Genomic DNA, 21,067 nt, shown 5'->3' on the forward strand with positions numbered 1-21,067 from the left:
ACAGGAGCGAGATGCAGCACGAGGTGGCCGCGGCCTTCGAGGCGTACGAGAAAGCCCTGGTCAGTAACGACGTCGAGGCGATGCTCGGATTTTTCGCCGAGGACGCCGTCCGCTACGGCCTGGCCGATCAGCAGGTCGGGCTGGAGGAGCAGCGACGGTGGCGGCTCGCTCAGCCTCCGTTGCCGGTCGGCCGCTTCCTGCGGGACACGATCATGCAGGCGTACGGGGAAGAGGTTGTCGTGGTGAACACCCGGTTCGGATATCCCGGCCGTGAGGTGCTGGGCCGGCAGTCGCAGACGTGGGTGCGGCTGCCCGAGGGGTGGCGCATCGTGGCCGCCCACGTCTCCGAGCCGCTCCCGCCGCCGGGCTGATCGAAGGCGGCGCCCCGCATATCCGGGCGGGTTCCGGGCATACCTTTCTGGTCCGACACCCGCAGAAGGAGGCCACGCGTGGACCCGCGCAGCAGATACCCGGAGGCACCACTCGACGGCGGCGACCAGCAGCCGCCCGGATCGACCGAGGCGATGCCGGACCGGCCCGACCACGGTGAGGAGAGCTACAAGGGTTCCGGGCGCCTCTCCGGCCGCAAGGCCGTCATCACCGGTGGCGACTCGGGCATCGGCCGGGCCGTGGCCATCGCGTTCGCACGTGAGGGCGCCGACGTGCTCATCTCCTACCTGCCGGACGAGGAGCAGGACGCGACCGACACCGCCCAGCTGATCGAGAAGGCGGGACAGAAGGCCGTACGGGTGCCCGGCGACATCCGCGACGAGGCGCACTGCCGGGCCGTCATCGACCGGGCGCTGTCCGAGCTCGGCGGCGTCGACATCCTGGTGAACAACGCGGCTTACCAGATGTCCCAGCCCGGCGGGATCACCGAGATCACCGACGAGCAGTTCGACCGGGTGATGAAGACCAACCTGTACGCCATGTTCTGGCTCTGCCGCGCGGCCGTGCCGCACATGGCACCGGGTTCGACGATCATCAACACGGCGTCGATCCAGGCCTACCAGTCGTCGGCCCACCTGCTCGACTACGCCACCACCAAGGGCGGGATCGTCGCGTTCACCAAGGCGCTGGCGGAGGACCTGGCCGAGCAGGGCATCCGGGTCAACGCGGTCGCGCCCGGCCCGATCTGGACGCCGCTGATCCCGGCGACCATGACCGAGAAGAAGGTCGAGAGCTTCGGGTCGGACACGCCGCTCGGGCGGCCCGGCCAGCCGGCCGAGCTCGCCGGAGCGTACGTGTACTTCGCCAGTCACGAGTCGAGCTACACCACCGGCGAGGTGCTCGGTGTGACCGGGGGGAAACCGGTCAGCTGAACAGCCCGGTGACCCAGTTGAAGGCGTCGACGACCCACTCCGTCTGCTGAAGCCAGGCGACGCCGACACCGGCCAGGAACAGGGCCGTGACCAGGTGCGATCCGCGTGCGGTGCGCCGGACACGGCCCATCTGCCGTTCCAGCACCAGGTGACCGACGAGCCGGGCCAGGCAGAAGACGCCGACGGCGACCGCGAGCGTCACGACCAGCACGATCGTGGGCGTGCCGAACGGGCCGTCGCCGGAGAGCGCCCAGATGCCCCAGCAGACGAACGCGAACAGCACCGCGGCGCTGGTCCACTCGCCGCCCAGGCGCAGCTCACTCCACTTCCAGCTCATCGGCGGGTGAGCGGGGGGCGCCTCGGCGCCGGGCCAGCCCGTGCCGGTCGGCTCGTGTTCCGCGTACGGCTGGCGGGGACGCGCGTTGACCTGGGCGCGGCCCTGGTTGAACGGCACCTGCGGCTCGGCCGCCGGGAACTGCGCCGTCGGGGGCGGCGGCCCCTGCGTCGGCGTGGTGGGCGCTTCGGCCCACGGGTCCTGCGGCGGCATGTCGAGCGTCCGCTCAGACCACTGCGGTTGCTCAGGCATCGACTCCCCCTCCGGTCGGCGGTTTGTCCCACCCACCTCATCGAGAGTAGCGAGCCGACAAATCGTTGGCCCTCGCGGCCGCATTCCGTTACACAAGTGCCCATGGACCAACCCGTGCGCCTGCGTGCCGCCACCGACGACGACCGGCGGGCGATCGCCGATCTGCTGCTCCACGTTTTCCACGAGCACGCGACCGACGAGTCCCGCGCGCTCGAAAAGATGATCCTGGAGCCGGGCCGCGGAGTGGTGGCCGACGACGCGGGCCTGGTGGTCGGTCACGCGACGGCACAGACCCGTGACCTGACCGTGCCCGGCGCGGTCGTGCCGGCCGCCCACGTGACCGGGGTCGGTGTCTCACCCACCCACCGCCGCCGCGGCATCCTGACCGCGATGATGCGTCACCAGCTCACCGAGATCGCCCAGGCCGGGCGCGAGCCGCTGGCCGTGCTGTGGGCCAGCGAGACAGCGATCTACCCGCGCTTCGGGTACGGCCCGGCCGCGAGCCGCCTGCGCTTCGAGGTCCTCAACCGTGAGGTGCGGATCACCGGCCCCGCCGCCCCGGCCGGCCGCCTGCGCCTGGTCGATCCGAAACAGGAGCAGGCCGCGCTGACCGCCCTGCTCGACGGGCTGCGCGTGCATCAGGTCGGCTGGTCGAACCGCCCCGAGTACGTGTGGGACTACCTGCTGACCGACAACGCCGACCAGCGCGACGGCGGCACCGAGCTGCGCGGGGTGCTCTACGAGACAGCCGACGGCCCGATCGGGTACGCGACGTGGCGGGTCAAGAACGACTGGGGCGCCCACGGGCCGAACGCCGAGGTGCGGGTGCGCGAGGTGGTGGCCGGCGATCCGGGCGTCTACGCCGAGCTGTGGCGCTTCCTGCTCAGCCTCGACCTGACCCGCACCGCCTCGTTCCACTTCGGCGCGGTCGACGAGCCGCTGCAGTTCATGGTCGACGAGCCCCGCAAGCTGGGCCGTGGCTACACCGACAGCCTCTGGGTACGCGTGGTCGACCTGCCGGCGGCGCTCGAGGCCCGGCGCTACGCGTGCCCGGTCGACGTGGTGATCGAGGTGCGGGACCCGATCATCGAAGCCAACAACGGCCGGTGGCGGCTCACCGGAGGTCCGGACAAGGCTTCCTGCGTACGCACCGACGAGTCCCCCGACATCGCCTGCTCGATCACCGAGCTGGGCGCGGCCTACCTGGGCGGGACGACCCTGGCCGCGCTGGTCTCGGCGGGGCGGGTCGAGCAGCTGACCGGCAACCTGCCCTCGACCGCGTTCACCTGGTACCGCCAGCCCAGCGCCATCGAGGTGTTCTGAGCGTGCGCAGGGTAGCGTCGGCGGCATGGGTGAGCCCGAACGCCGACGCCGCCGGCTGCGTCCCCCCTCCGGGAACGCCACGCCGGCCGCCCCGCCGACCGCCGACGAGACCGCCGTCCCGGCCGCGGGATCGGCCCTGAGCGAGGCGATCGACGACCCAGCGGAAGCTCCGCCGGCCCCGGCCGCTCCCCCTGCTCCCGTCGCGCGACCCGCGCGCAACGGGGGCCGCCGCCCGCCCTCGGGCAACGGCGACGACCGCGAGGCCGAACGCGGCCTGCGCGGCCTCGTCGGCTCAGGCTCCTCGCAGGTGAGCGTGGGCGCGGCCCTGCGAGCCCGGGACGCCGCCCGCCCCACCGATCAGGACCTGGCCGACGCCGACACCAACCTGGCCATCGTCCGCCGCAACTGGGTCCCCCGCGAGGACCTCCCCCGCAACCGTTAGGACTGCGGGAGCTCCGGGAGTTCCGGGCGGCCCGCCTCGTACGAGGCCAGCTGGCCGATGCGGCGGGCGTGGCGCGGGTTGCCCGAGAACGGGGTGGCCAGGAAGGTCTCGACGAACGAGGTGGCCTCGTCCAGAGTGTGCTCGCGGGCGCCGATGCTGATCACGTTGGCGTCGTTGTGCTGGCGGGCCAGCTGGGCGATCTCGGTGCGCCAGACCAGCGCGGCCCGGACGCCGTCGATCTTGTTGGCGGCGATCTGCTCGCCGTTGCCCGAGCCGCCGATCACGATGCCCAGGGAGCCCTCGTCGGCCACCACCTTGGCGCCGGTGTGCAGGCAGAACGCCGGGTAGTCGTCCTCCGGGTCGTAGACGTGCGGCCCCACGTCGACGACGTCGTGCCCCTGCTTGATCAAGTGGTTCACGAGGTGCATCTTCAGCTCGAAACCGGCGTGGTCGGAACCCAGGTAGACGCGCATGGTCTCACTCTCTCAAAATGGCGACGGTCAGAAGGTCAAGCCCGCGCGCAGGTACGCCGCGACCTGATCGGTGGCCACCCGCGCGTCGTCGATCACGGCCAGCTTGCGCGCGAAACCATGATTCACCCCCATGTAGCGGGTGTGCACGACGGGCACGCCGGCCGCCAGCAGCGCGTCGGCGTAGTCGGCGCCCTCGTCGCGCAGGGCGTCGTACTCGGCGGTGATGATCAGGGTGGGTGGCAGGCCGGCCAGCTCCTCGGCGGCCAGCGGCGCGACGTCCGGCGTGAACCGGGTCAGCGGGTCGGGGACGTACGTCTCCCAGGCCCGCTTCATCGAGGCGCGGTCCAGCCCGTACGAGCCGACCTCGTCGAACGACTCCGAGGCGGTCATCGGGTCGATCGCGGGGTAGATCAGCACCTGCAGATCGAGCGGGGTCGCCGCGTCGCGCTGCCGACGGGCCACGACCGTGGCGAGCTGACCGCCCGCGCTGTCGCCGCCGATGGCCAGCCGGGACGGGTCGACACCGAGCTCGGCGGCGCCGGCCTTGCGCGCGTACGCGAGAACCGCCTCGACGTCCTCCAGAGCGGCCGGGAAGGGGTGCTCGGGGGCAAGCCTGTACCCGACCGACAGCACGGCACAGCCGGAGCGGTCGGCGACACGGCGGCAGAACCTGTCGACAGTCTCGATGCTGCCGTAACACCAGCCGCCGCCGTGCGCGTAGACGAACAAGGGCGCGTCGACCCGGGTCGCGTAGAGCCGGGCCGGCACTCCCCCGGCATCGACGTCCACCACCACGGGAAGCGGCAGCGCGGGGCCGCACTCGGCCTCGTTGGCGTCCTCCATCGCCTGCCGGGTGAACGCGAGCACCTCGTGCGTCTCGGTCAGGGCGGCGGGCGGCCGGGCACGAAGCCCGGCCGCGGCGGTGACCTGGGGGTTGAGCATGTGCTCAGTCGAGCTGGGCCAGCACGAGGCCGCCCCGGGCCTTGGGGGTGAACCACGTGCTCTTGCGGGGCAGTTTCTGGCGTTCGAGGTTGACCCGGACGAAGTCGTCGACGGTCACGGGCGCCACCAGCACGGCCAGTTCGGACCGCTCGGCGTCGACCTCGCCGCGCAGCCACTCGGCCGGGTAGTCGCCGCCGATGTAGTTGATCCGCTTGTCGCCCGGGTCGAGGCCCAGCACGTCACGCAGCAGCACCCGCTCGACCAGCGCGTGGTCGAGGTTGTCGACGTCGGGCAGGCTCGTGTCGACCGGCAGCCCGATCGTGAACGAGCGGCCGCCGGTCGTGTAGAGCTCGACGGTGCCCTTGGCCGGGATCCGGGCCGGGCGGGGCACCTCGGTCACCGTCGCCCCGGCCGCGCGCAGCCGCGCCATCAGCTCCTCCACGCTCACCGTCAGCTCGCTGACCAGCCTGTTGTAGGGCTGGATGGCGACCGAGGCGGGGGTGGTGACGACGGCCAGGAAGCGGGGCAGGCCGGCGGTCTGCGCGGCCAGGCTGCGGTGGTTGCCGTCGGCGACGACCAGCTCGCCCCCGCCGGCCAGCTCGGTCAGCTCGGACTGGAGCGGGCCGGGGCCCACGACCCAGATGGCGTGGGTGCGGCCGGTCTGGTCGGTGTCGGTGGCGGCGGGGGCGCCCGCCTGCTCGGTGGCCGCGGCCAGCGCCGCGTGCAGTTCCTCGCCCTTGGCCGTCTGCAGCAGCAGCACCGGCGACAACAGCGTCGCCACCGCCTCGGCCAGGGCGACCCGCTCGCGCACCTTTTCGAGGAACACGTCCTCGTTGCGGATCACCAGGCCGGGCTCGTCGGCGCTGGTGGAGATCTGATCGGTGTCGACCATGCTCCAGAGCCCGTACGCGGCCGGCTCGCCGGGCGCCGTGATGCGGTAGAGCACCACCACGTCGTCGGCCGGGGTGTAGAAACCCTCGGCCCGCTCGAGCGCGAGGCGCGCGACCGCGTCGGGCAGCGACTGCGGGAACGACTTGCCCACGGAATCGGGAGCCAGATGCGGCATCTCGATCGCGAGAGAACTATGCGGATTGTCGGCGATGATGGACGTGATTTCGGCGTCGTCGGCGAATTCGTCGTAGTTCTGGGCGCCGGTGCCACCTGTGGTGACCCAGGCCCGGCTGATCGGATGCACGACCGTCATGGGGTCGAAACTACCGGGCGGCCCGAGCGTGCTTGCCGACGGGCATGTTGCCGCGTGACCTGGCCAGCTGACCGCGGCGCCAGCTGCCGACCGCGCGCTCGCAGGGCACGGCCTGAACCGTCACCGGCGGCGCGACCAGGGCGGCCAGCTCGGCCGGCAGGTTGGTCCAGGCCCCGCGGTGCACCGCGAAACAGGACTGGGCGACGGCGTCGGAGTCCGCCATCTTCGCCTCCGTAAAGGATGAGGTGTGCATCACCTCACCCAACGAGACGACGGGGGACGCGGTGTCGCTTTGACGACCACACCCGACGTTCGGTCACATATGGGACCGTCGGCGAGGGGCAGCCTGACGCCGGGTGCGGTGTGGTACCGGGCCGACGCCTAGGCTGGCAGGGAAAGCGTGTGCGCTCAGAGGAGAGTGACTGTGGCCGGAGTTCGTAATTTGACCCAGGTGGAGGCAGCCGAGCGGGCCCGGCTGCTGGATGTCACCGGGTATGACATCACCTTGGATCTGACCGACGGCCACGGCAATCCCGGCGACGGCACGTTCCGCTCCACCACGGTGGTGACCTTCACCTGCCGAGAGCCGGGTGCGGAGACCTTCATCGAGACCGCGGCCGCGTCCGTACGGTCGGCCACGCTCAACGGCGAGGCCATCGACCTGGACGGCTTCTCGGCCGAGAAGGGCCTGACCCTGACCGGGCTGGCCGCCGAGAACGAACTGGTCGTGGACGCCGACTTCGCGTACTCGGCGAGCGGGCAGGGCCTGCAGCGCAGCGCCGACCCGGTCGACAAGGAGGTCTACCTCTACAGCCAGTTCGAGACGGCCGACGCCCAGCGGGTCTACGCCTGCTTCGACCAGCCCGACCTCAAGAGCGTCTACACCTGGCACGCGACCGTCCCGAAGCACTGGAAGGTCATCTCGAACATGCCGGTCGAGCGGGACGAGCCCGCCGGGCCGGGGGCCAAGACCGTGCACTTCCAGACGTCGGCGCGGATGAGCACGTACATCACCGCGATCTGCGCCGGGCCGTACCACGAGGTGCGCGATGAGCACGACGGCATCTCGCTCGGTGTCTTCTGCCGCGCGTCGATGGCGCAGTACCTCGACCCGGACGACCTGTTCCTGGTCACCAAGCAGGGCTTCGACTTCTTCCACGAGCAGTTCGGGGTGCGCTACCCGCTGCCCAAGTACGACCAGCTGTGGGTGCCCGACTTCAACGCCGGCGCGATGGAGAACTTCGGCTGCGTGACGCACGCCGAGGCGCACTACATCTACCGCTCGCAGGTCACCGACTTCGAGTACGAGCAGCGCGCGAACACGATCCTGCACGAGATGGCCCACATGTGGTTCGGCGACCTCGTGACCATGCGCTGGTGGAACGACCTGTGGCTGAACGAGTCGTTCGCCGAGTGGGCCAGCCACTGGTGCAACACGCACGCCACGCGCTTCACCGACGCCTGGACGACCTTCCTTTCCGTACGCAAGAGCTGGGGTTACCGCCAGGACCAGCTGTCGTCGACGCACCCGGTCTACACCGAGATGCCCGACCTCGAGGCCGTGGAGGTCAACTTCGACGGCATCACGTACGCCAAGGGCGCCAGCGTGATCAAGCAGCTGGTCGCGTACGTGGGCCTCGACTCGTTCCTCACCGGCCTGCGGGCGTACTTCGGCAAGCACGCCTGGGGCAACGCCACCTTCGACGACCTGCTCAGCGAGCTCGAGACGGCGTCCGGCCGCGAGCTGCGCAAGTTCGCCGCCCAGTGGCTCGAGACGGCCCAGGTCAACACGCTGCGCCCGCTCGTCGAGATCGGCTCCGACGGCACGTACAGCCAGGTGGTCGTGCAGCAGGAGGCCCCGGCCGACTACCCGACGCTGCGCACCCACCGCATCGGGGTCGGGCTCTACGACCTCGAGGGTGACCGTCTGGTGCGGCGCGACCTGCTCGAGATCGACGTCACCGGCGAGCGCACCGAGATCACCGCGCTGACCGGCGTCAAGGCGGCCGACGTGCTGCTGCTCAACGACGACGACCTCTCGTACGCGAAACTCCGGCTGGACGAGCGGTCGATGGCCACCGTCGTGCGGCACATCGACGGGCTCGACTCGTCGCTGTCGCGCGCGCTGTGCTGGAACGCGGCGTGGGACATGCTGCGCGACGCCGAGCTGGCCGCCCGCGACTACGTGACGCTGGTCTGCTCGGGCCTGCCCGCCGAGACCGACATCAACCTCACCACCTGGACGGCCCGGCAGGCGTCGACAGCGGTCGCGCAGTACGCCGACCCGGCCTGGCAGGCCACCGGCTGGGCGCAGCTGGCCGAGCTGGCCCGCACGTCGCTGGCGACGGCCGAGCCCGGCAGCGGCTGGCAGCTCACCTGGGCCCGCTCGTTCATCGGCGCCGCCCGCACGCCCGACGAGCAGGCCGTGCTGCGCGGCTGGCTCCACGGCGAGGGCGTGCCCGAGGGCCTGGTCGTCGACACGGAGCTGCGCTGGTCGCTGCTGCAGGCGCTGGCGTCGCTGGGCGCGGCGACGGACGAACAGATCGAGGACGAGCTCAACTCCGACCGTACGGCCAGCGGCGAACGCGAGGCGGCGGTAGCCCGGGCCCTGGTGCCCACGGCCGAGAACAAGGCACGCGTGTGGGCCGAGCTGACCGGCGAGAAGGACGTGCCCAACTGGCTCAACCGCTCGCTGCTCAGCGGCTTCCAGAGCGCCAGGCGGCCCGACCTCACCGCCCCGTACGCCGAGAAGTTCTTCGACGTGGTGGCCGACGTGTGGGCCCGCTCGGACAGCGAGCCCGCGCAGGAGTTCGCGATGATGGGCTACCCGGTCTATCAGATCAGCGAGGAGACGGTCGCGATGACCGACGCCTGGCTGGCCAAGGAGGGCAACCCCGCCTCGCTGCGCCGGCTGGTCGCCGAGGGTCGCGACGGTGTCGTACGGGCCCTGAAGGCACGCGCGAAGGACAAGAGCGCCGCGTGATCTAGATCCACGCCGCCGGGGCGACCCGGACGGGATAGGGGGCGTCGAGCTTGACCGGCTCGGCGCCCTCGATGCTGTGCACGGTGCGGTAGCGGGCAGCGCCCAGCTCGTAGGTGTGCAGCAGCGGGCTCGCCCGGCCCGGCTCGACCCGCCAGAACGCCGCGATGCCCGCCTCGGCGTACAGCGAGGGCTTGAGCAGGCGGTCGAAGCGGCGGGTGGCGGTCGTCTCGACCTCGACGACCAGGGCCACGTCGGCCGGGTCGCACCAGACGGCTCCGGACGAGCGCGGCCGCAGCACCGTCACGTCGGGCACCAGATTGCTGTCGCCGATCTCGACGCCGAGGCGGTCGCAGACCCACCAGCCGGGCGGGGCCGCCGCGCGCAGGGTGGTGACCACCCCGCGGACGATCGCCTCGTGCGACTCGGGCTCGGGCGGGGCGACGTGCAGGCTGCCGTCCACGATCTCGTAGCGGTGGCCGTCCTGCGGGAACAGGTGAAGATCGGGTTCGGTCCAGCGGCCCTCCGGCGTCGGCCACCGGTGGGGCACCGTGCTGACAGCCGGACTTGTCATCACCAAGCGGACCACCTCCACCGCAACCCGATGCGTCGTCGCACGGGGTAACGAGCCTACCTACACGGTGTTGTTACCGCGCGGTTTCGGGGAGGGATCGACTGCGCTGCCCAGACAAAAGCCCCCACCCCACCAGCGGCGGAACGGGGGCACTGTCCTAGATCTGACTAAGCGCGTCCGGCGTGACTGGCCAGCTGGTCGATACCGGCGACCACTCCGCCGGCCAGATCGCCCCCCGCGAACGCGGCCGCCATCGAGAGGCCGGCCAGCTTCGCGTCCCGGTCGGAGATGCGCTTACGCGCCTCGCTGCCGGTCACGATCTCGAGCTTGCGCTGGTTGGGCGAGATCGCGATGAGCACGGCGACCTCGGCCCCCTCGATCTGCCGGTGCAGCCGCTCGGCGTGCTCGCGGGCCGGTGTCTCGAACTCACCGATGTAGACGCTGAACGTGAGGCCGGTCTCGGTGTTCGCGATCCGGAGCGCGTGGTCGAGCCGCAGCAGCTGCCGGGTCGTGAAGGGGCCCTCGGCGGCGCCGGCATCGTGCCCGTGATGGGCCACGATGGTGTCGCCACCCGGGCGCTCGAGCGCGGTCAGGGGCTGATCTTGCCCACCCTGCGCGGCCAGGTCACCAGCTGTCACTTGCGCCTCCTGTGGAACCGGGCCTCACCCGGGCGCCGCTGCTGTCCTCCAGCACGGGGCCGGGCAGGGCCGGCTTGGTGTGGCCGGCGGCGCCGCCGACGACCTGCTCCGGCGCGGCCAGGAACCAGATCGGCCGGAAGTCGTAGGGACGACCGGGCCGGTATCGACGATCCGGCTGCTTCTCGTCACGCGATCCCGCCAGGGACAGCGCGACGATCAGCCCGATCACGGCAGCCGGAATGATCACGTAGACCAAAACGGTGATAGAAATCGACAACCTCAACGCCCCCAGGCGTCTGTGATCCCAGTTGATCCGAACAACTGTCACGGTAGCGGAGCGCTGGTCGTCCCGGACCGTCGGGTGTCGAACCGGGTTCTCACGCCGTCGGGATCTACGCGGAATCGGCCGCGGGGTGCGAAAATCACCCTCACGCGCCGTTCGTGCCCACGCGTCCACGGGCGGCAGGAGGGGGAACCGATGCGCCTGCCCGTCCCCGCCGCCCTGGCGGCGCTCGCTCTGGGGATACCTGTCCTGTTCGTCCCGGTCCTCGCGGCACGACCCGCGGCAGCCGCCCGCGCGGCCATCTTCCTCGAACTGAGCCCGAGCACGGTGCCGGCCGGCGACGAGGTCGGGTTCCGTGCCTCCTGTGATGACAATCTCAAGGCGGCCACCGTCACGTCGGGACTGTTCGGGTCGGTCACTGTGGCGCCGCGCTACGGCTTCCTGACCGCGACGGCCAGGGTGCCGAACACGACCCGCCCCGGTGACTACCGGGTCGACCTCACCTGCCCGGACGGCGCCACCGCCACGGCCACCCTGCACGTGGTGGCCAAGGTGCAGCCCGCACGCGGACCCGCGACGGGCGGCGGCGGCACGGCCCCCGGGCGCAACGCTCCCGTGCTGATCGGCAGTGGCCTGACCATCGTCGTGGCGGCGCTCGGACTGGGCGTGGTCGCGCTGCGCCGGCGGCGGCTCGGCTAGGCGCATGGCCGCCCGACAGTCCCCCTCCGCGCCCGGGCCCCGGATGCCCGAGTCGGTGCTGCGCAAGCGCCCGGCCGAGATCGTCGCTCCGCCGCCCGGTGTCATCACGGGCCCGCTCCCGGCCCCACGGCCGGCCTCCGGGCGCCCACCCTTCCGCGCCCCCAGCCCCCGGCCCGTGCCCAAGCAGCCGCCCCGGCCGATGCGCGGCCGCAAGCCGTGGCCGATCGGGTTCATCGCGCTGGCCCTGCTCTTCCTCGGCCTGTTCGTGGTGGCCATGGGCATCGGCGCGGCCACCAATGTCGATCTGGCGAGCATCTTCGGCGGCTCGGCCAAGAACGAGCCACCGCCGCGCGCCTTCCCGGTGCTCGAGCCGAGCCGCCCCGAGCGGCTCAGCATCCCGTCGATCAACGTGCAGGCGCCGATCCTCGAGGTGGGCCTGGCCGCGGACGGCTCGGTCGGCGTCCCGCCCCTGAAGCGGCACAACGAGGCCGGGTGGTTCGACGGCGGGCCCACGCCCGGGCAGTTCGGGCCGGCCCTGATCGTCGGGCACGCGGACACGCGTACGGGGCCCTCGGTCTTCAAACAACTGCCCAAGCTTAAGCCCGGGCAGCGCATCGAGGTCACCCGTGCCGACAACTCGGTGGCGGTCTTCGAGGTCAACTCGGTCGAGCACTTCGACAAGGGCAAGCTGCCGGTGCAGCGGGTCTACGGCGACTACAGCCGGCCGTCGCTGCGGCTCATGACCTGCGGCGGGCGCTGGGTCGGAGGCAGCACGGGATACTCCGACAACATCGTCGTCTTCGCCTCCCTGGTCTCCGCGAGCAAGACCTGAGAAAAACTACGCCGCCTCGGCCGAGACAGCCGGGGCGGCGGGGAGGTCGAGCCAGTCGGCCCAACGGGGGTCGGGTGTGCGATGGCCGAGCACGCGCCAGGCCACCCCCCGGGGCGCCGCCGGTATCTGGTGCAGCCGCCAGCCGAGCTCGGCCGGGGTCTTGTCGCCCTTGCTGTGATTGCACTTGGCGCACGCGGCGACCACGTTGTCCCAGGCGTGCAAGCCGCCGCGGCTGCGGGGGAACACGTGGTCGATGGTCTCGGCCGAGCCGCGGCAGTAGGCGCAACGGCCACCGTCGCGGGCGAAGATCGCGCGCCGGGAGAGACCGACATGAGTCCGGTACGGCACCTTCACGTATCGGGTCAGGCGGACGACCGAGGGGACCGGGAGGGTGGTGTGCGCACTGTGCAGGATGCCGTCGCCGTCGGAGACGCACTCTGCCTTGGCCGTCAGGACGAGGATGGTCGCTCGACGCACCGATACGACGCACAGCGGCTCGTAGGTGGCGTTCAGAACCAACGCGGATGAGCCCACTGTGGGTCGTATGTCAGGCATCGCATCACCCTTCGGTGTTAGGCGCTGTCACCGCTCCTGTTGTCATCGCAGCCGACTAACGAGGCGTCGCCAACGATGCCTCGTGCGCCAATAATCCCTGACGAAAGGCCAAATTGCGAGCACAATCCGTGGCCTGACGGTAAACGTCTGAGGTCAGGGCGCTGTGCGGTGGCTGAGAGCCGGTCCGGGCGCGCCCGGTACGGTGGCTTCCCGTGTTGTTGCTAGCTCCCACCCCCGATCCGTCCACTCCCACCGACGTCTACGTCACGCCCGACGTATCCAAGATCTGCAACACCGACGTGGTGTGCAGCCGTGTCTTCGAGTGGACCGGCAACCAGTGGCTCGCGAACAGCAGCTACGTGATCATCGTGAAGCCGCTGCGCATCCTCGGCATCATCCTGATCGCGCTGCTGATCCGCTGGCTGATCCACCGGGCGATCGACCGCCTGACCACCAGCACCAGCCGCGCCTCGATGCCGGCGCTGCTGAAACCGCTCAAGGAGCGGGTGGCCGCGAGCGCCGAGGAGGGCCAGTTCATCCCGGAGCGACGGCGGCAACGGGCCGAGGCGATCGGCTCGGTGCTGCGCAGCTTCGTCAGCGCGGTGGTCTTCACCATGGCGGCCCTGCTGGTCTTCGGGGAGCTCGGCTTCAACCTGGGCCCGCTGCTGGCCAGCGCCGGCATCGTCGGCGTCGCGCTCGGCTTCGGCGCGCAGAGCCTGGTCAAGGACCTGATAGCGGGTCTGTTCATGCTGCTGGAGGACCAGTACGGCGTGGGTGACACGGTGGACGTGGGCGAGGCGACCGGCGTGGTCGAGACGGTCGGGCTGCGCATCACCCAGATCCGCGACGCGCGTGGCGTGCTCTGGTACATCCGCAACGGCGAGATCGTGCGGGTGGGCAACAAGAGCCAGGGCTGGGCCATGGTGGTGATCGACATTCCGATCGGCTTCGTCAACTCGGAGGAGGCGATCGCGGTGCTGCGCGATGCCGCCGAGGCCGTGGCCGACCAGGCCGAGCACCAGACCGAGTTCCTCGAGCCGCCTGACGTGATCGGCGTCGAGCAACTGACCGTGGACGGCGCGGTGATCCGCACGATCGCCAAGACCACCGCCGACGGGCAGTTCGCTGTCCAGCGCGCACTCCGGCGAGCGCTCACCGAGTCGCTCGAGGCCTCGGGGCTGTCCGAACGGATCGCCGCCTCTCGATTGCTTCCGCGCGGCTCGGTGCCGCCCGCTTTCTTCCAGGATTCCGGAAGCGACCGGCAGCCGGGCGGGGCGACCTGAGCTGGGAATTAGGTCTTCCGGGTGAGGCCGGAGCCGACCGAACGGCCGACAATTCCCCCGTACGCCCTAGCATCGGCTCGGACGATCGGGCAGAATCCGCTTGAGCATTTGCACTTGCGGCATCACGTTCCTTCAGGGCACGGACCCCGAGGAAGGCGCGCCCGGTGACCGCCGTGACCCGGCGGAACGCCGTAAACGATGGAGGGCCCGGTGTCCGAGGACCCAGATGCACGAGCAGCCGGTCGGCATCGTGCAACTACCGAGGGCGAGCGCCTGGTAACTTTCCGCGACTTGTTCGCCAATCGCGAGTATCGGGCGCTCTACCTGTCCCTCGTCACCAACTGGGTCGGCGACTACCTGGCCCGGGCCGCCATCACCGTCCTCGTCTACCAGCAGAGCCAGTCGGTCCTGCTGTCGGCGGCGGCGTTCGCGGTCAGCTTCCTGCCGTGGATCATCGGCGGCACGCTGCTGGCGGCGCTGGCCGAGCGGTATCCGTACCGCCGGGTGCTCATCGTGGCCGACATCTACCGCATGGCGCTCATCGCGCTCCTGCTGATCCCGCACGTGCCGACGCCGGTCATGCTGCTGATCGTCTTCCTGGCCAGCCTGGGCACGCCGCCCACGCAGGCGGCCCGCTCGGCGCTGCAACCGCTCGTGGTGGGCCGCGACAAGCTGGCGATGGCGGTCGCCACCAACACCACCAGCGTGCAGGCCGCCCAGGTCTTCGGCTATGTCGCCGGCGCCGCCCTGGCCACCGCGCTCAGTCCGCAGGTGGCGCTGGTCATCGATGTGATCACGTTCGCGGTCTCGGCCGGCCTCGTCGCCGCGTACGTGCGGCGCCGCCCGGCCGCGCACGCCCGCGCCCACCGCAGCCACCTGCTGCGGGAGTCCGCCGAGGGTTTCCGGCTGGTGTTCGGGGTGCCCACGCTGCGCGCCATCGCGATCATGGTCTTCGTCCTGACGATGTTCGCCATCGTCCCCGAGGGTCTGGCCGCCGCCTGGGCCGCCGAGAGCAGCGGGGACCCGGCCACCCAGGGCCTCAACCAGGGCCTGATCATGGCCGCCGGGCCGCTCGGCTACGTGGTGGGCGGGGTGCTGATCAACCGGCTTGCCGGGCCGTCCCGGCGCGACCTGCTGGTGCGGCCGCTCGCCGTCTTCTCGGCGTTCGCGCTCGTGCCCGCCATCGCCGCGCCGCCCGCGCCGGTCGTCGCCGTGCTGGTCGGCTTGTCCGGCTTCGCCCAGGGCGGAGTCATGCCCACCCTGAACGGCAAATTCGTGCTGATCCTGCCGCACGGGTACCGCGCCCGGGCGTACGGCGTCATGCAGACCGGCCTGCAGTTCAGCCAGTTCGGCGCGGTGATGGTGACCGGCCTGCTGGCCGACCACTTCTGGCTTCCGCTGGTCGTCGGGCTGTGGAGCGTCGGGGGCGTGATCGTGCTGGGTGTCCTGGCCCGGCGCTGGCCACGGCCCGCCGTGTTCGCCGCCGCGGCCGAGGCCGCCGCGGCCGCGCCCACCACGCCGCCGGCGCAGCCCCCGGCCCGCCCGAGCGTCGCCACGACCAGCATCACACCCGAGGCGCCCTGACCGTGGCGGTCGTCGTGCCGCGCGGCTGGCAGGATGGACAGGTGACCGCACCCGCTCCGAAAGAGGCCAGCTTCTTCGACGCCGTCGGCGGCGAGCCCACCTTCCGGCGCCTCGTCGACCGGTTCTACCAGGGCGTCGCCGACGACCCGCTGCTGCGCCCGATGTATCCCGAGGAAGACCTCGGACCGGCGGCCGACCGGCTGACGCTGTTTCTCATGCAGTACTGGGGCGGCCCGAACACGTACTCGGCGTCCCGGGGGCACCCGCGGCTGCGCATGCGGCATGCGCCGTTCCGGGTCGACCCGGCGGCGCGGGACGCCTGGCTCAAGCACATGCGCGACGCCGTCGACTCGATCGAGCTGCCGCAGCCCCTGCACGACGAGCTGTGGAACTACCTCGAGCGCGCGGCCTACTTCATGGTCAACAGCATGGACGAGAACGGCTGAACGTTCCCCGAAGAGCCCCTATGTCGTTGATCGGGTGACAAACTCGCTGATCACCTGAAATTTCGGGTACTACGACCAGGAGCTCGCCATGCGCCGCCGCCTGCTCGCCGCTGCCACCGTCGTCGCCGCCGCCCTGGCGTGCGCGCACCCCGCCGCGGCCGACATGGCCCACTCCACCGTGGTCTCGACCAACCCGGTCGACTACACGCCGCACGTCCTGGACGGAACGGTCTGGTCGATGGCGGTGGTCGGTGACACCGTGGTCGTCGGCGGCGCCTTCACCAAGGTCGCCGACAGCAGCCGCCGAACCACCTTCGCCCGCAAGAACCTGTTCGCCTTCGGCCTGCACGACGGGGCCGTCCGCAGCTTCGCCCCGCAGGTCGACGGCGCGGTCTACTCGCTCTCGGCCGGCCCCGGCGGCACGGTCTACGCCGGCGGCGCCTTCAAGACCGTCAACGGCGCCGCCCAGCGTGGCCTGACCAAACTCACCCTCGGCGGGCAGCGGGTCAGCGCCTTCACAGCCAGGATCGGGTGGGGTGACGTCCGGGCGTTGCAGGCCCGCGGCTCCCGCCTGTACGCGGCCGGGACGTTCCAGGCGATCAACGGGGTCAACCGGGCCGGGCTCGCCCGCCTCAACGCCGACACGGGCGCGGTCGACACCGGCTTCGACGCCCGCCTCAGCGCCCCCGGCCTCACCCGGACCAGGGTCGAGCACTTCGACATCTCGCCCGACGGGCGCAAACTGGTCGCCATCGGCGCGCTGCTGCGGGCGAGCGGATACGACCGCACCCAGATCGCCATGTTCGACGTGGCCGGCCCCACGGCGCAGCTGTCCAACTGGTACACCGACGCCTACAAGCCGCAGTGCATGAAGGGCTTCGACACGTACCTGCGCCAGGTGAAGTTCTCGCCCGACGGCTCGTACATCGTGGTCGCGGCGACCGGGCGCGCGTCCTCCCCCGACCGGCTGTGCGACTCGGCGGCCCGCTTCGAGGTGGGCGGCGCCGGGCGGCACAATCCCACCTGGGTACAGCGTACGGGTGGCGACTCGCTGTACGCGGTGGCCGTGACCGGGGCGGCTGTCTACCTCGGCGGGCACCAGCGCTACTTCGACAACCCGTACGGCACCGACGCCAAGGGCCCCGGCCCCGGAGCGGTGTCGCGCCCGGGGATCGGCGCCGTCAGCTCCAGCACCGGCCGCTCGTTGTCGTGGAACCCCACCCGCAAGCGCGGCGTCGGCGTCCGGGTCTTCGTAGCCCTGCCCCAGGGCCTGCTGGTCGGCTCCGACACCGACGAGCTGGGCAAGGAGTACCACGGCCGCATCGGCCTGTTCCCCATGCGCTGACCGGGGCTAAAGGAGGGCGCCTTCGTCGTGCAGCCAGTCCACGAAGGAGGTGGCCACCGCTGCGCCGCAGTCCAGGAGTTCCGTCAGCAGCGGGTCGTGGGCGCCGGCGGCCAGAGGCACCTGGAGCTCGGCGTAGATCGGGAGCTGGCCCCGTTCGGTGGGGTCGCCCACGTAGGCCTTGCAGAAGCGGCGGGTGTGGTTCCACTCGTTGACCACCCGGTAGGCGCGGTCGGCCCAGTCGGGCGGAACCGTGGCGTGCGGGCGGGCGCGCATCACGAGGATCTCGTCGTCCGGGCCTTCGAGGGTGAACAGCACCGCGTGCCGCTCCCACATGGCCAGCAGGCTGCCGCCGCCGTCGGCGAGGAAACGGATGTCGAGCAGATCCAGCGACTTGCCGATGCGTGCGAGCGTCACCGGGGCGACGACCTCGGGCTCCTCGCTGCCGTTCACCTCGACCGGAACCGGCAGCCGGCCCGGCTCACGCTGCGCGGGAACTCCGACACGCACCGTGCCGCTGCGAACCGTCGAATCCTCGTCGGCCTCCGGCGCGCTGCCCGCGGCGGAACCCGGACGCCATGACCACCACGGCATCTTTGTGCACCTCACTCCCCAGCGAACCCACCGCCGGACGTAGCGAGTGGATCCGAGGGCCGACGGTACCCGTACCGGTCGCGGAGGTCATCCCCCCAACTGGAGGGCGGGACCGGTCGTCCGATCGGGCATCACCCTTTCGGGTGACCACCTATAGGCATAACGGTCAATTTCTTGACCGCCTGTAGCCACGCCACTCCATATGGTGCAGAAATTCCCACCCAATTCCCGGCCACACGAACCCGGGCCTCAACGCTCTGAACCTGTCCCGGGCCGAGGAAACCCATCCGGGAGATCGCCTGAACGAGTCGTTGCGAGACCTCGACCGGGCGCCCGCCAACCGGAGTGGCCACCAGCGCCACGTGATCGAGTAGGGCGTCACGAACGGCCCGCTGCCCCACCGAGCGACCGGACAGCCCGCCCGCCGACACCTCACGCAGGGTGCCCGCGGCCGCCTCGGCGAGTCGGTTCAGCTCCGCCCCGGAAACCGATTCGACGGTCTCGCCGCCGGGCGGGGGCAGCGGCCAGCGCCACTGGGCGTCCCGCCGGAGCGGAAGTTCGTCGCCACCCCGCGCCAGGACGGCGAGCAGCTCGCCGGCCGCGACGGTGGCGTCGTCGGGGCCGTGCCCGGCCACCTCCCGGGTGACGAGCACCTCCCACGGCAGCCGGCCCCAGAGCGCCACCCGGCCGCCGGCGGTGCGCAGGCGAACGGGGGCCGTGGGGTCCAACCTGGTCAACCGGGCCAGGAACGCGCCCGCGTCGGGCACGCCGACCAGGCCGTGGGTGTTCATGACCGGCCGCGCAGGGTCACGACGCCACCTCGAGATAGGGCTTGAGGAACTCCCGCTCGGCCTCCGTGAGCCGCCGCGGGTGCCCGTTGGCCAGGTGGTAGGGCACGCAGACGGAACGGGCCCGGCTGGCCAGCACGTCGTTGTCGAACATCTCGTACGAGACGGTGAACGACGCCGCGCGCTGCTCCGAGATCCACATCTCCACCCGTACGGGATCTCCGTAGTCGATCGGGCGCAGGTAGTCGATCTCGTGGCGGGCGATGACGATGCCCTCCTCGAACGACCCCAGCCCGTGCTCGCGGGCGCCGATGAAGAACATGGCGACACGCGCCTCCTCGTACAGGGTGAGGAAACGCGCATTGTTCACGTGCCCGTACGCGTCCATGTCGGACCAGCGCACGGGCACGTGATGCACAAAGCGGGCAGACTCAGTCACGTGTGAGCTTGCGGTACGTCACGCGGTGCGGACGGGCGGCCTCGGCGCCGAGCCTGTCGATCTTGTTCTTTTCGTACGCCTCGAAGTTGCCCTCGAACCAGAACCAGTTGTCGGGGTCCTCATCGGTTCCCTCCCACGCGAGCATGTGGGTGGCGACCCGGTCGAGGAACATCCGGTCGTGGGAGATGACCACGGCGCAGCCCGGGAAATCGAGCAGCGCGTTCTCGAGGCTGCCCAGGGTCTCGACGTCGAGGTCGTTGGTCGGCTCGTCGAGCAGGATCACGTTGCCGCCGATCTTGAGCGTCAGCGCGAGGTTGAGCCGGTTGCGCTCGCCACCGGAGAGCACCTTGACCGGCTTCTGCTGGTCGGGGCCCTTGAAGCCGAACGCCGCCACGTACGCCCGGGACGGCATCTCGACCTTGCCGACCATGAGGTGGTCGAGACCGTCGGAGACGACCTCCCACACCGTCTGGTCGCCCATCAGACCCTCGCGGCTCTGGTCCACGTACGACAGCTGCACGGTCTCACCGATGCGCACCGAGCCCTCGTCCGGCTTCTCCAGCCCCACGATGGTCTTGAACAGGGTGGTCTTGCCGACGCCGTTGGGGCCGATGATGCCGACGATGCCGTTGCGCGGCAGCGAGAACGACAGGTGGTCGATCAGCGTACGCCCGTCGAAGCCCTTGACCAGGTCGTTGACCTCGATCACCGTGTTGCCCAGGCGCGGGCCCGGCGGGATCTGGATCTCTTCGAAGTCGAGCTTGCGGGTCTTCTCGGCCTCGCTGGCCATTTCCTCGTAGCGGTCGAGGCGGGCCTTGCTCTTGGTCTGCCGGGCCTTCGCGTTGGACCGCACCCACTCGAGCTCCTCGGTGAGGCGCCGCTTGAGCTTGGCGTCCTTACGACCCTCGACGGCCAGGCGCTGGGCCTTCTTGTCGAGGTAGGTCGAGTAATTGCCCTCGTACGGGTAGGTGCGCCCGCGGTCGAGCTCGAGGATCCAGTTGGCCACGTTGTCCAGGAAGTACCGGTCGTGGGTGATGGCGATGACGGTGCCGGCGTACTTGGCCAGGTGCTGCTCCAGCCACTGCACGCTCTCGGCGTCCAGGTGGTTGGTGGGCTCGTCGAGCAGCAGCAGGTCGGGCGCCTCGAGCAGCAGTTTGCACAGCGCGACGCGGCGGCGCTCACCACCGGAGAGCTGGGTGACGTCGGCGTCCGGCGGCGGGCAGCGCAGCGCGTCCATCGCCAGCTCGAGCTGCGAGTCGAGGTCCCAGGCGTTGACGTTGTCGAGCTGCTCCTGCAGCTTGCCCATCTCTTCCATGAGCTCGTCGGTGTAGTCGGTCGCCATCTCTTCGGCGATCTTGTTGAACCGGTCGAGCTTGGCCTTGGTGTCGGCGACCGCCTCCTCGATGTTGCCGAGGACGGTCTTCTCCTCGTTCAGAGGGGGCTCCTGCGCGAGCATGCCCACGGTGTAGCCGGGCATGAGCCGGGCCTCGCCGTTGCTGAGCGTCTCGACGCCGGCCATGACCTTCAGCAGCGTGGACTTACCGGCGCCGTTCGGGCCGACGACGCCGATCTTGGCGCCCGGCAGGAAGTTCAGCGTCACGTTGTCGAGCACGACCTTGTCGCCGTGCGCCTTGCGCGCCTTTTCCAGGACGTAGATGAACTGGGCCACGGTGCGCCCTACCTCCGTGATCGATGAATTCGAGCTGAGACGTGCCGGATGAGTCGCAGAATGCAGACG

General features: G+C 70.8%; 24 protein-coding genes. 11 read left to right on the top strand and 13 right to left on the bottom strand.

Annotation, left to right across the window (positions count from 1 at the left end):
* The first annotated feature begins 11 nt into the window (after positions 1-11).
* Both C8E87_RS09260 and C8E87_RS09265 read left to right on the top strand, forming a co-directional pair.
* On the top strand, positions 12-371 hold the full coding sequence (locus C8E87_RS09260) for an AtzH-like domain-containing protein (RefSeq protein ID WP_133872702.1): 360 nt from the start codon (positions 12-14) through the stop codon (positions 369-371).
* Between the two features lie 153 nt (positions 372-524).
* Complete coding sequence (locus C8E87_RS09265; protein WP_133876722.1) at positions 525-1,322, top strand: SDR family oxidoreductase; 798 nt, start codon at positions 525-527, stop codon at positions 1,320-1,322.
* On the opposite strand, the gene C8E87_RS09270 is transcribed toward C8E87_RS09265, so the two are convergent.
* A complete protein-coding gene (locus tag C8E87_RS09270; protein WP_133872703.1) occupies positions 1,315-1,908 on the bottom strand; it encodes a DNA-directed RNA polymerase II in 594 nt (197 codons plus the stop codon). The genes C8E87_RS09265 and C8E87_RS09270 overlap by 8 nt on opposite strands.
* 102 nt (positions 1,909-2,010) lie before the next feature.
* Between C8E87_RS09270 and C8E87_RS09275 the strand changes: the two genes are divergently transcribed.
* Together C8E87_RS09275 and C8E87_RS09280 are read left to right on the top strand one after the other, a co-directional pair.
* Positions 2,011-3,231, top strand: a complete 1,221-nt coding sequence (locus C8E87_RS09275) for a GNAT family N-acetyltransferase (RefSeq protein ID WP_133872704.1) — start codon at positions 2,011-2,013, stop codon at positions 3,229-3,231.
* Positions 3,232-3,256: 25 nt separating this feature from the next.
* Positions 3,257-3,673 carry a hypothetical protein gene (locus C8E87_RS09280; RefSeq protein WP_166661123.1) on the top strand — a complete coding sequence of 139 codons (417 nt, stop codon included), beginning with the start codon at positions 3,257-3,259 and terminating at the stop codon, positions 3,671-3,673.
* On the opposite strand, the gene C8E87_RS09285 is transcribed toward C8E87_RS09280, so the two are convergent.
* Genes C8E87_RS09285 through C8E87_RS09300 form a run of 4 tightly spaced genes read right to left on the bottom strand, consistent with a single transcriptional unit; the run spans position 3,670 to position 6,515 of the window.
* A complete protein-coding gene (locus tag C8E87_RS09285; protein WP_133872705.1) occupies positions 3,670-4,146 on the bottom strand; it encodes a ribose-5-phosphate isomerase in 477 nt (158 codons plus the stop codon). The genes C8E87_RS09280 and C8E87_RS09285 overlap by 4 nt on opposite strands.
* A 27-nt stretch (positions 4,147-4,173) precedes the next feature.
* Positions 4,174-5,088 (bottom strand): alpha/beta hydrolase, encoded by a 915-nt coding sequence (locus tag C8E87_RS09290; protein WP_133872706.1) that lies wholly within the window; start codon positions 5,086-5,088, stop codon positions 4,174-4,176.
* Positions 5,089-5,092: 4 nt separating this feature from the next.
* Entirely contained in the window at positions 5,093-6,292 is a 1,200-nt protein-coding gene (locus C8E87_RS09295; protein WP_133872707.1) for a DUF1015 family protein, read from the bottom strand.
* Positions 6,293-6,302: 10 nt separating this feature from the next.
* Positions 6,303-6,515, bottom strand: coding sequence for a hypothetical protein (locus C8E87_RS09300; RefSeq protein WP_133872708.1), 213 nt, complete (start codon positions 6,513-6,515; stop codon positions 6,303-6,305).
* A 201-nt stretch (positions 6,516-6,716) separates the two neighbouring features.
* Here C8E87_RS09300 and pepN point away from each other — a divergent pair, with 201 nt between their 5' ends.
* Entirely contained in the window at positions 6,717-9,275 is a 2,559-nt protein-coding gene (gene pepN, locus C8E87_RS09305; protein WP_133872709.1) for an aminopeptidase N, read from the top strand.
* A 1-nt stretch (position 9,276) separates the two neighbouring features.
* Here pepN and C8E87_RS09310 read toward each other — a convergent pair whose 3' ends face one another.
* From C8E87_RS09310 to ctaJ, 3 genes are all read right to left on the bottom strand, one after another.
* Positions 9,277-9,846, bottom strand: coding sequence for a Uma2 family endonuclease (locus C8E87_RS09310; protein ID WP_133872710.1), 570 nt, complete (start codon positions 9,844-9,846; stop codon positions 9,277-9,279).
* 167 nt (positions 9,847-10,013) lie between these two features.
* A complete protein-coding gene (locus tag C8E87_RS09315; RefSeq protein ID WP_133876724.1) occupies positions 10,014-10,406 on the bottom strand; it encodes a DUF5130 family protein in 393 nt (130 codons plus the stop codon).
* 64 nt (positions 10,407-10,470) lie between these two features.
* Positions 10,471-10,731 carry an aa3-type cytochrome oxidase subunit CtaJ gene (gene ctaJ, locus C8E87_RS09320; RefSeq protein ID WP_239080705.1) on the bottom strand — a complete coding sequence of 87 codons (261 nt, stop codon included), beginning with the start codon at positions 10,729-10,731 and terminating at the stop codon, positions 10,471-10,473.
* Between the two features lie 231 nt (positions 10,732-10,962).
* On the opposite strand from ctaJ, the gene C8E87_RS09325 reads away from it, so the two are divergent.
* Together C8E87_RS09325 and C8E87_RS09330 are read left to right on the top strand one after the other, a co-directional pair.
* Positions 10,963-11,466: a hypothetical protein gene (locus C8E87_RS09325; protein ID WP_203721010.1), complete on the top strand. Its 504-nt coding sequence runs from the start codon at positions 10,963-10,965 to the stop codon at positions 11,464-11,466.
* A gap of 4 nt (positions 11,467-11,470) precedes the next feature.
* On the top strand, positions 11,471-12,298 hold the full coding sequence (locus C8E87_RS09330) for a class F sortase (RefSeq protein ID WP_133872712.1): 828 nt from the start codon (positions 11,471-11,473) through the stop codon (positions 12,296-12,298).
* A gap of 6 nt (positions 12,299-12,304) precedes the next feature.
* Here the strand turns inward: C8E87_RS09330 and C8E87_RS09335 are convergent, their stop codons facing one another.
* Positions 12,305-12,853, bottom strand: a complete 549-nt coding sequence (locus C8E87_RS09335; protein WP_133872713.1) for an HNH endonuclease — start codon at positions 12,851-12,853, stop codon at positions 12,305-12,307.
* 212 nt (positions 12,854-13,065) lie between these two features.
* On the opposite strand from C8E87_RS09335, the gene C8E87_RS09340 reads away from it, so the two are divergent.
* The 4 genes from C8E87_RS09340 to C8E87_RS09355 all read left to right on the top strand — a co-directional run bounded on the left by C8E87_RS09340 (position 13,066) and on the right by C8E87_RS09355 (position 17,511).
* On the top strand, positions 13,066-14,136 hold the full coding sequence (locus C8E87_RS09340) for a mechanosensitive ion channel family protein (RefSeq protein ID WP_133872714.1): 1,071 nt from the start codon (positions 13,066-13,068) through the stop codon (positions 14,134-14,136).
* A 291-nt stretch (positions 14,137-14,427) separates the two neighbouring features.
* Positions 14,428-15,720, top strand: coding sequence for an MFS transporter (locus C8E87_RS09345; RefSeq protein ID WP_239080704.1), 1,293 nt, complete (start codon positions 14,428-14,430; stop codon positions 15,718-15,720).
* A 41-nt stretch (positions 15,721-15,761) separates the two neighbouring features.
* On the top strand, positions 15,762-16,166 hold the full coding sequence (locus C8E87_RS09350; protein ID WP_203721009.1) for a globin: 405 nt from the start codon (positions 15,762-15,764) through the stop codon (positions 16,164-16,166).
* Between the two features lie 88 nt (positions 16,167-16,254).
* Positions 16,255-17,511, top strand: coding sequence for a delta-60 repeat domain-containing protein (locus C8E87_RS09355; RefSeq protein WP_133872716.1), 1,257 nt, complete (start codon positions 16,255-16,257; stop codon positions 17,509-17,511).
* A 6-nt stretch (positions 17,512-17,517) separates the two neighbouring features.
* Here C8E87_RS09355 and C8E87_RS09360 read toward each other — a convergent pair whose 3' ends face one another.
* The 4 genes from C8E87_RS09360 to ettA all read right to left on the bottom strand — a co-directional run bounded on the left by C8E87_RS09360 (position 17,518) and on the right by ettA (position 20,998).
* Complete coding sequence (locus tag C8E87_RS09360; RefSeq protein ID WP_133872717.1) at positions 17,518-18,102, bottom strand: type III secretion system chaperone family protein; 585 nt, start codon at positions 18,100-18,102, stop codon at positions 17,518-17,520.
* Between the two features lie 131 nt (positions 18,103-18,233).
* Positions 18,234-18,893 (bottom strand): DUF8185 domain-containing protein, encoded by a 660-nt coding sequence (locus C8E87_RS09365; RefSeq protein WP_133872718.1) that lies wholly within the window; start codon positions 18,891-18,893, stop codon positions 18,234-18,236.
* A gap of 16 nt (positions 18,894-18,909) precedes the next feature.
* Positions 18,910-19,329: an acyl-CoA thioesterase gene (locus tag C8E87_RS09370; RefSeq protein WP_275409179.1), complete on the bottom strand. Its 420-nt coding sequence runs from the start codon at positions 19,327-19,329 to the stop codon at positions 18,910-18,912.
* On the bottom strand, positions 19,322-20,998 hold the full coding sequence (ettA, locus tag C8E87_RS09375) for an energy-dependent translational throttle protein EttA (RefSeq protein WP_133872719.1): 1,677 nt from the start codon (positions 20,996-20,998) through the stop codon (positions 19,322-19,324). The genes C8E87_RS09370 and ettA overlap by 8 nt, the downstream gene beginning before the upstream one ends.
* Positions 20,999-21,067: the final 69 nt, after the last annotated feature.

This window comes from Paractinoplanes brasiliensis (assembly GCF_004362215.1).
GTDB classification, from domain to species: Bacteria; Actinomycetota; Actinomycetes; order Mycobacteriales; family Micromonosporaceae; genus Actinoplanes; species Actinoplanes brasiliensis.

Coding starts and splice junctions, on each gene's coding strand:
- C8E87_RS09280 (WP_166661123.1), top strand. CDS start 3,257: ATGGGTGAGCCCGAACGCCGACGCCGCCGGCTGCGTCCCCCCTCCGGG.
- C8E87_RS09290 (WP_133872706.1), bottom strand. CDS start 5,088: ATGCTCAACCCCCAGGTCACCGCCGCGGCCGGGCTTCGTGCCCGGCCG.
- C8E87_RS09295 (WP_133872707.1), bottom strand. CDS start 6,292: ATGACGGTCGTGCATCCGATCAGCCGGGCCTGGGTCACCACAGGTGGC.
- C8E87_RS09330 (WP_133872712.1), top strand. CDS start 11,471: ATGGCCGCCCGACAGTCCCCCTCCGCGCCCGGGCCCCGGATGCCCGAG.
- C8E87_RS09275 (WP_133872704.1), top strand. CDS start 2,011: ATGGACCAACCCGTGCGCCTGCGTGCCGCCACCGACGACGACCGGCGG.
- C8E87_RS09360 (WP_133872717.1), bottom strand. CDS start 18,102: ATGCCGTGGTGGTCATGGCGTCCGGGTTCCGCCGCGGGCAGCGCGCCG.
- C8E87_RS09260 (WP_133872702.1), top strand. CDS start 12: ATGCAGCACGAGGTGGCCGCGGCCTTCGAGGCGTACGAGAAAGCCCTG.
- C8E87_RS09365 (WP_133872718.1), bottom strand. CDS start 18,893: ATGAACACCCACGGCCTGGTCGGCGTGCCCGACGCGGGCGCGTTCCTG.
- C8E87_RS09265 (WP_133876722.1), top strand. CDS start 525: ATGCCGGACCGGCCCGACCACGGTGAGGAGAGCTACAAGGGTTCCGGG.
- C8E87_RS09355 (WP_133872716.1), top strand. CDS start 16,255: ATGCGCCGCCGCCTGCTCGCCGCTGCCACCGTCGTCGCCGCCGCCCTG.
- C8E87_RS09325 (WP_203721010.1), top strand. CDS start 10,963: ATGCGCCTGCCCGTCCCCGCCGCCCTGGCGGCGCTCGCTCTGGGGATA.
- C8E87_RS09285 (WP_133872705.1), bottom strand. CDS start 4,146: ATGCGCGTCTACCTGGGTTCCGACCACGCCGGTTTCGAGCTGAAGATG.
- C8E87_RS09300 (WP_133872708.1), bottom strand. CDS start 6,515: ATGGCGGACTCCGACGCCGTCGCCCAGTCCTGTTTCGCGGTGCACCGC.
- C8E87_RS09335 (WP_133872713.1), bottom strand. CDS start 12,853: ATGCCTGACATACGACCCACAGTGGGCTCATCCGCGTTGGTTCTGAAC.
- C8E87_RS09270 (WP_133872703.1), bottom strand. CDS start 1,908: ATGCCTGAGCAACCGCAGTGGTCTGAGCGGACGCTCGACATGCCGCCG.
- C8E87_RS09310 (WP_133872710.1), bottom strand. CDS start 9,846: ATGACAAGTCCGGCTGTCAGCACGGTGCCCCACCGGTGGCCGACGCCG.